General features: G+C 57.3%; 1 protein-coding gene. It reads right to left on the bottom strand.

What is annotated here, in order from left to right; translation table 11 throughout:
* The coding region (locus tag BG57_RS31010; protein WP_277621561.1) for an ATP-binding protein at positions 1-418 on the bottom strand (418 nt) is incomplete at its 3' end.
* Between the last annotated feature and the right edge of the window lie 64 nt (positions 419-482).

Raw genomic sequence — 482 nt, forward strand, 5'->3', positions numbered from 1 at the left:
CCGTGGTCAATATCATCAGCAGGTCCGCTGCGGTGATGAAGCGCACCTTGATTCCCGCTTGCGTTGCTGCGTAACCAAGTGCCATTGCAATGTGCGTTTTCCCGGTGCCACTCGGTCCAAGCAATACGACGTTCTCGTTGCGTTCCAGAAATGCAAGGCTCGCCAACTCCTGGACCTGCGATTTCGGCACGCCACTGGCCGCTGCGAAGTCGAAACCATCCAGGGTCTTGATCGCCGGGAAGCCTGCCAGGCGCGCAAACGTTGCGCGCTGTCTGACGAGCCGCGCTGTGTGCTCGGCCTTTAGTACCGATTCGAGAAACTCTGTCAGGTTCACCTCGTCGGCGATCGCCTTCTGTGCCAGGTGTGGCAATGCATCCGCAATGGTCGTGAGCTTCAGTTGAGCGCATAGTTGCGCCACGCGTTCGTGTGCGATGTTTGACCGTGCCTCGATTTCACGTACAGCAGAAATTTGCTAATTTCTG

The sequence above is a fragment of the Caballeronia grimmiae genome, from assembly GCF_000698555.1.
GTDB lineage: Bacteria > Pseudomonadota > Gammaproteobacteria > Burkholderiales > Burkholderiaceae > Caballeronia > Caballeronia grimmiae.